The following is a 6,701-nucleotide window of genomic DNA, read 5'->3' as shown; positions in this document are numbered from 1 at the left end:
GACGGTTCGACGTCACTGCGCCGCCCGCGCCGCCGCCGATCGCGCCGCCGATGACGGAGCCGGTGCTGCCGCCGACCGCGCCGCCGACCGCCGCGCCGGCAACCCCGCCGAGCGCGCCGCCAAGCGCGTTGTTCAGGTCACCGGCCATTGCCGGCAGTGCGGTCGCGCCGGTCAACGCGGCGACGACGAGAGCGGGGGCGATTTTCTTCCACATTCCCGTATTCTTCCTTGTTCGCAATCTGGTTATTGAAAGTCCGCTCGTTATGACGATCCGAATCGATCGACGTCGACATCGGCATTGTGCCGAATCCCGGACCAATTCATTTCAATGAGCTTGCGGCGAAGAATAGCACCGGTCGAGCGTCGTTGCTGCCGACATTCTGGTAACAAGTTGTTTGCCGGAAAGGCGGCGGAAAAGCTTGCCGAAATCGCCGGAGACGCCCGTCAGCCGGTGCTCTGCGGCGATCTACCCGCATTTGAAGGCGAAGCGCGAGGCGCCGGTTGCGCCGGTTCAGACACACGTGGCAACACATCGGGACACGAGGACACGACGCGACCCGGCGGGGCTTCGTTGGCGTCGTGGCCGCGAACGAGGGTCAGTACGCGCCGGGAATCAACCGTCACGCCGCTGCCGGGCACCGCGGGCCCGAGATAGACGAGCGTGGACACGCTCGACACGATTGCGACGTTGCGCGTCACGGCCATGGCTGCGTCGCCGGGTGGACTTTCCTTTGAAGTATAGGAATCCGGGCGAGCGATGCGCACGCGCGCCGTCATGCGGCGCGCGTCGTCGTGCAATGAAGCGGCGGCGAATCGAGCGGCGTCGCCGCCGATGCGCGGACGGGGCCCGCGGCCGCCGCGGGGTCAGCGGATGCGGAAGCTGCCGCCGATCCCGACACTGACCGGCGGCGCGTAATACGCCGGCGCATAGCCGTAGTAGACCGGAGCGGGCGCGTAGCCGTACGGCGGCGCGACGTAGCAGCCGGACAGGCCGGCGATCAGCGCGAACGTGATCAGAACTTTGTACATGGTTCGACTCCCGGCGAAGAGGACACTCGGCACCTCGCGAACGCCGCGCCGCCGCAGCCCGCGGCGGCCGGCACGAAGGTGCGATCCGCCCTTCCTGTCGCTCGATGAAGCAATGCGCGGAGTCTAGCGCCGGGCCCGCCGGAACGCGTTTCGCGAGCGGTTACACGTGTTACTTCGCGTGACCGCTGAAACAGCCGGCGCGCGGCGCGACCGCCCGTATGGCGCCGCCGAAGCCCGCTCCGCACGCCGGGCACGCGTTACACGAAATGCGCGCGGATGCGTTGCGCGACCGATTCGAGCGTGGCCGCGTCGGCGACGTCGCGCGCGTGCATCCGCAGTTCGACGCCTTCCCAGCGCGGAATCACGTGGAAATGCACGTGCGGGACCGTCTGGCCCGCCGCCGCGCCGTTGAACTGGCCGATGAACACGCCGTGCGGCCCGAGCGCCGCGCGCACGGCCGCCGCGACGCGCTGCGTCATGCGGATCCCTGCCGCGGCCGCGTCGCCGGACAGCTCGAAGATCTGCGCGGCCGGCTCCTTCGGGATCACGAGCACGTGGCCGTCGGCTTGCGGCATGAGGTCCATGATCGCGAGGGTCGCGTCGTCTTCGGCGACCTTCACGCACGGCAGTTCGCCGCGCAGGATTCTCGCGAACGGGTTGTTGTTGTCGTAGGACATGGCGTTTTCCGATGTTTGCGATTGCGGTTTGACGGGAGCGATGCCGGACGATTATCGGCCGGCGGGGGGCCGGCGTTCAACTCGTCGTCCGCCGGCGCCGACGTTGGCAGCCGAGCGCTCGGTCGCGCGGCAACGAAGCACGCACACGATCGCCTCCGTTCGTCATGCAGCCGCGATTGCACCGCGTCGCCCGAACCTGCGACACTGCCGCATCGTTGCCGGCCGGCACACCACCCCGAGGACGCTCGCGCATGACGATCCCCTTCAAGTCGCTGATCCTGCGCGGTGCCGCGATCGCGCTCGTCGCTGCGCTGGGCTACACCGGCTACATGCTGTCGCGGCTCGCGCCGATCGCGACCGGCTATGCGGCGAAGGCGCTGTGTTCGGGCGTGTTCGTGTCGGGCCGTCCGGCTGCGTCGGTGATCGACGTCGACATCATGGCCGGCGTGCATCCGCTGCTGAAACTGGTGCGACCGTCGATCGATCCGGACCATCGTCGCGCGGTCGCGACCTTCGCCGGTTTCGCGCGACGCGAAGCGGACTTCCGGCCGGGGCTCGGCTGCACGCTCGCGCTCGGGCCGTCTCCCGGCGTGCTGCCTGCCGCGCTGCCGCCCGCCGACGCGCCGCCGGCAGTACACGCGCTGCCGGTCGCGCTGAGCGCTCCGCCCGCCGGCATCGACACGCGCAAGCTGCAGGCCGCGCTCGACCGCGCATTCGACGAACCCGATCCGGCGCGGCCGCGGCGCACGCGCGCGGTCGTCGTGATGTGGCGCGGCCAGGTCATCGCCGAACGCTATGCGCCCGGCTTCACGGCCGATACGCCGCTGCCCGGCTGGTCGATGACGAAGACGGTGACGGCCGCGCTGGCCGGCATGCTCGTCGCGCAACACAAGCTGGCGCCGGACGCGTCGGCGCTGCTGCCCGAATGGCGCGGCCACGCCGACCCGCGCGCGGCGATCACGCTCGACCAACTGCTGCGGATGACGAGTGGCCTGGCCTTCAACGAGGACTACGACGACCCGCTGTCCGACGTCGCCGTGATGCTGTTCACGCAGCCGGACACCGCACGCTTCGCGTCGGCCAAGCCGCTCGCCGCGGCCCCCGGCACGCAGTGGGCCTACTCGAGCGGCACGAGCGCGATCGTCGCGCGCGTGATGCGCGTCGCGATGGGCGGCACCGAGGACGACTACCTCGCGTTTCCGCGCCGCGCGCTGTTCGCGCCGCTCGGGATGCGCAGCGCTGTGTTCGAGCCCGACGCGGCCGGCACGCTGGGCAGTGCGTCGTTCATGTATGCGAGCGCGCGCGACTGGGCGCGCTTCGGGCAGTTTCTGCTGCAGGACGGCGTGTGGAACGGGCAGCAGCTGCTGCCGGACGGTTGGGTGCGCTACCTGACGCGCGTGACGCCGCTGTCGACGCGGGAGGAATTCGGCGCGCATCTGTGGGTGAAGGTGCCGGAGCCGTTCAACGATCGCGATGCGCACGCGAGCGCGCTGCCGGCCGACGCGTTTCATGCGGTCGGCCATGAGGGCCAGTTCGTGAGCGTGGTGCCGAGCCGCGAGCTGGTGGTCGTGCGGCTCGGGCTGTCGCGGCCGGAATCCGCGTGGAATCACGACGCGTTTCTCGCGCGTGTGCTCGACGCGGTGCCGGGCTCCGGCAAGTGACCGCGGCGGTGCGGCGGGCGGCGGTGCGCCGCCGCGTCGCGCAGCGCATTCGCCGCGTTACGGATTCGCGCTGCCTGCGTACTGCCTGAACCCTGCGCGCGTCGCGAGGCGATCGATGTAGCGCTTCGCCGCCGGGAAATCCGGATGCTCGAACGGTGTGCCGAACCAGCGGTTCACCGACAAGCCGATCGGAATGTCGGCGAGCGTGAAGCGGTCGCCGGCCACGAACGCGCCGGTCGCGTCGAGTTGCGCGTCCAGCACCTTCATGTGTTTGGTCCAGTCCGCGATCGACTGCGCGATCGCCGCCGGGTTCTGGTGATCGGGCGACTTGCGCACGAGGCCGAGAAACGCGCCGACCCACGACCGGTTCAAATCCGACGCCTGCCAGTCGATCCACTGGTCGACGCGCGCGCGCGCCTGCGGCTCGGCCGGATAGAGCGCGTCGCCGCCGTAGCGGTTCGCGAGGTAACGGATGATCGTGTTCGACTCCCACAGCACGAAGTCGTCGTCCTTGATGACCGGCACGAGGCCGTTCGGATTCAGCGCGAGATACGCCGGGTCGTTGGTCGTGCGAAAGCCGGCGCCCCAGTCTTCCTGTTCGAACGGCAGGTTGAGTTCGGTGCACAGCCACAGCACCTTGCGGACGTTGATGGACGGAATCTTGCCGAGGATGTGCAGCATGCAGGCTCCTTGTGAGGTCGAATGCGAAGCGCTCGGCGCGCACGACGCGGCCCGAACGCGGTCACGTCGATTTATACACGAGCACGCGGAAATCGACAGCGCCTGCATGCGAAAGCGGTGTTTCAGGCCGCGCCGCACCGCTCACACCGGCTTGAGCACCATCAGGAAATAGACGGTCAGCATCGCGAAGAACGCCGGATAGCCGAGCAGTTCCCAGCGCTTCGCATAGCGCCAGTAGCGCTCCGGCAGCGCGGTATCGCCATTCGCATGCGCGAGCTTCGCCATCGCGGCCAGCTCGATCTGCAGCCACACGACCGGCAGCCAGCACGCGCCGGCAATGGCGTACAGCACGATCGACGCGACGAGCCACGGCGTATCCCACGGCCAGCCGGCCGTATGCGCGAGCCACAGCCCGGACGCGGGCTGGAACAGCACGGCCGGCGTCGTGAACCACCAGTCCGCGCGCACCACGAGCCGCGACACGGCGGCGATGGCCGGAACCGAACGCGTGCGGTTGGCGAAGAACAGATAGAACGCGGTGCCGAAGCCGGTGCCGACCATCAGCACCGAAGACAGGATGTGCAGCGTCTTGATCACGAGATAGGTGTTCATGCGGGTTGTTCTTCTGAAAACAGGATCAGCAGGATCGCGAGAATCGGCAGGTTCTTGAGCACGGGCCCGAACGGCTCGGCGAGCAGGCCCGGCATCGTGACCGCGATGACGGCCGAATACGCGACGATCAGCACGCCTTGCGCCGCCCACAGGCGTCGGGACGGCGCGGCAACGGTCGCCACGCCGAACGCGAAGTCGAGCGCGCATGCCGCGTAGAGCGCGACGAGCGCGGGCAGCCCAGTCAGGTGCGCGCGGGCGAGCATCGCGACGCTGTCGCGTTGCGGATGAATGAATGCGCTGACGATGGCCGTCCAGATCCAGACGATCGCGAGCGCACCCCGCAACAGCGGCCGCCGCCACATCGCGAGCGCATCGTGGCGCAGCGCGACGGCGTCCGGGCCCGCGCCGATGAAATGCCGCAGCCCGCGCGGCGGCCGGCCGAGCACCGCCTCGAGCGCCGCGGGATCGCCGGTATTGCCGCCGCGCAGCATCGTCCACGTGTCGCGGGTCAGCATTGCGCCCGGCAGCATGCCGAGCAGCACGGCCACCGCGCCGACTAGCGGCTCCGGCAGCGCGATGCGCAACGCCTGCGGGAACCCGAGCGCGGCGCGATACGCGCCCAGCATCTCGCGGTACTCGACTTCGTCGCTGCCGACCGCGTCGATGACGGGGCCGCCGGCCGCCGGCGAATCGACGAGCCGCGCGACGAGCTCCGCGAGATCGTCGACATGCACCGGGCGCAGCCGCTGACGGCCGCCCGCGGGCAACGCGTGCACGGGCAGGCTCGCGAGCATCCGGAACAATCGCGCCGACGCGCCGGACGCCCCGTAGACGAGCGCCGGCCGCACGATCCGGTAATCGAGCGGCAGCGTCTGCAGGAAGGTATCGGCGGCGAGCTTGCTCGCGAAATACGGCGTGTCGCCGCGCTCCACGCCCAGCGCAGAGATCTGGATCACGCGCCGCACGCCTGCGCGGCAGCACGCGGCGAAGAGTGCGCACGGCGCCGCGCGATGCACGGCATCGAGCGTTGCATCGCGCCGGTCCGAGAGAATTCCCACCGCGTTGATCACCACGTCGATACCTTCGAGCCGCGCCAGCCATGCGTCGGGATCGACGTCGTTCGCGAAGTCGATTGCGACGTCGTCAGGGCCTGCCGCATGACGCACGCCACGCAGCACGCGGTGGCCGCCCGCTTCGAGCCGCTCGCTCAGCGCCCGCCCGATGAAGCCGTTCGCGCCGCAGACGAGGATGTTCACGCCACCCTCCGCGATGCGGCATGCCGGTGAATCGAACGCAGGACCGTGTTCATCTCTTTCGACCTTTTTTTACAGTTATTTCTGTAATGACGGAAATTTCAATTCCAAAAAAAGCGGGCTGCGTGCCCGCACGTCCGGTACTGCTACTTCGACGACTTGCGCCTGACCGTCTGGCTGATCTTCGCGCCGATGCCGAGCGCCTTCATCAGCGTGTCGGGCTTCAGCCGCAGCATCTCGTCGGACCAGGTCGTCAGCGTCTCGACGAACTGCAGCGTGTCGCGGATGCGCTGTTCGGTCTCGCGGCTCTCGTCGGCGATCTCGGGGCTCGTCAGGCAATCTCGCAGCACCGTGAGCGTCGGCTCGATCTCGCGCTGCCGCCGCCCTTCGACGATCAGCTTGAACAGTTCCCAGATGTCGGTCGACGTCTCGAAATGGTCGCGGCGATCGCCCAGCACGTGCACGACCTTCGCGAGCCGCCACGCCTGCAATTCCTTTAGGCTCGTGCTGACGTTGGAGCGCGCGACGTTGAGCGTCTCGGCGATCTCGTCCGCCGCGATCGGCCGCCCGGCCAGGTACAGCAGCGCGTGAATCTGCGACACGGTGCGGTTGACGCCCCATCGCGAGCCCATTTCGCCCCAGTGCAGGATGAATCGTTCGGCAATCGGTGTGAGTTCCATGTCCGCGAATTTAATTTTTTCAGTTATTTCTGTCAAGAGAGAAATTACCGCACGCCTCGGATCGTGCCGGCTCGCCGCGGCCGTCGCCGCCCGCGATGACCGGCCTTT

At 68.7% G+C, this 6,701-nt stretch carries 7 protein-coding genes and 1 pseudogene; 1 reads left to right on the top strand and 7 read right to left on the bottom strand.

From position 1 onward, the window contains the following. From BSE24067_RS14060 to BSE24067_RS14050, 3 genes and pseudogenes are all read right to left on the bottom strand, one after another. A pseudogene (locus tag BSE24067_RS14060) lies at positions 1 to 214 on the bottom strand (hypothetical protein); the annotation flags it as partial. 650 nt (positions 215 to 864) lie between these two features. Then, positions 865 to 1,029 carry a hypothetical protein gene (locus BSE24067_RS14055; RefSeq protein WP_170297485.1) on the bottom strand — a complete coding sequence of 55 codons (165 nt, stop codon included), beginning with the start codon at positions 1,027 to 1,029 and terminating at the stop codon, positions 865 to 867. 257 nt (positions 1,030 to 1,286) lie between these two features. Continuing rightward, complete coding sequence (locus tag BSE24067_RS14050; RefSeq protein ID WP_151065228.1) at positions 1,287 to 1,706, bottom strand: HIT family protein; 420 nt, start codon at positions 1,704 to 1,706, stop codon at positions 1,287 to 1,289. 251 nt (positions 1,707 to 1,957) lie between these two features. On the opposite strand from BSE24067_RS14050, the gene BSE24067_RS14045 reads away from it, so the two are divergent. Next, positions 1,958 to 3,367, top strand: coding sequence for a serine hydrolase domain-containing protein (locus BSE24067_RS14045; protein ID WP_151065229.1), 1,410 nt, complete (start codon positions 1,958 to 1,960; stop codon positions 3,365 to 3,367). 57 nt (positions 3,368 to 3,424) lie between these two features. Here BSE24067_RS14045 and BSE24067_RS14040 read toward each other — a convergent pair whose 3' ends face one another. From BSE24067_RS14040 to BSE24067_RS14025, 4 genes are all read right to left on the bottom strand, one after another. Further along, a complete protein-coding gene (locus tag BSE24067_RS14040; protein WP_151065230.1) occupies positions 3,425 to 4,048 on the bottom strand; it encodes a glutathione S-transferase family protein in 624 nt (207 codons plus the stop codon). 141 nt (positions 4,049 to 4,189) lie between these two features. Continuing rightward, on the bottom strand, positions 4,190 to 4,660 hold the full coding sequence (locus BSE24067_RS14035) for a DUF2269 family protein (RefSeq protein ID WP_151065231.1): 471 nt from the start codon (positions 4,658 to 4,660) through the stop codon (positions 4,190 to 4,192). Beyond that, on the bottom strand, positions 4,657 to 5,916 hold the full coding sequence (locus tag BSE24067_RS14030; protein ID WP_151065232.1) for an SDR family oxidoreductase: 1,260 nt from the start codon (positions 5,914 to 5,916) through the stop codon (positions 4,657 to 4,659). The genes BSE24067_RS14035 and BSE24067_RS14030 overlap by 4 nt, the downstream gene beginning before the upstream one ends. 143 nt (positions 5,917 to 6,059) lie before the next feature. Then, positions 6,060 to 6,593, bottom strand: a complete 534-nt coding sequence (locus BSE24067_RS14025; protein WP_151065233.1) for a GbsR/MarR family transcriptional regulator — start codon at positions 6,591 to 6,593, stop codon at positions 6,060 to 6,062. Between the last annotated feature and the right edge of the window lie 108 nt (positions 6,594 to 6,701).

It is taken from the genome of Burkholderia latens, from assembly GCF_902499045.1.
GTDB lineage: Bacteria > Pseudomonadota > Gammaproteobacteria > Burkholderiales > Burkholderiaceae > Burkholderia > Burkholderia latens.
This window is presented reverse-complemented; position numbering and strand designations above follow the sequence as displayed.

What these genes read in the sequence shown, in the direction of transcription:
- BSE24067_RS14055 (WP_170297485.1), bottom strand. Translation starts at nt 1,029, where the DNA reads ATGTACAAAGTTCTGATCACGTTCGCGCTGATCGCCGGCCTGTCCGGC.
- BSE24067_RS14050 (WP_151065228.1), bottom strand. Translation starts at nt 1,706, where the DNA reads ATGTCCTACGACAACAACAACCCGTTCGCGAGAATCCTGCGCGGCGAA.
- BSE24067_RS14045 (WP_151065229.1), top strand. Translation starts at nt 1,958, where the DNA reads ATGACGATCCCCTTCAAGTCGCTGATCCTGCGCGGTGCCGCGATCGCG.
- BSE24067_RS14040 (WP_151065230.1), bottom strand. Translation starts at nt 4,048, where the DNA reads ATGCTGCACATCCTCGGCAAGATTCCGTCCATCAACGTCCGCAAGGTG.
- BSE24067_RS14035 (WP_151065231.1), bottom strand. Translation starts at nt 4,660, where the DNA reads ATGAACACCTATCTCGTGATCAAGACGCTGCACATCCTGTCTTCGGTG.
- BSE24067_RS14025 (WP_151065233.1), bottom strand. Translation starts at nt 6,593, where the DNA reads ATGGAACTCACACCGATTGCCGAACGATTCATCCTGCACTGGGGCGAA.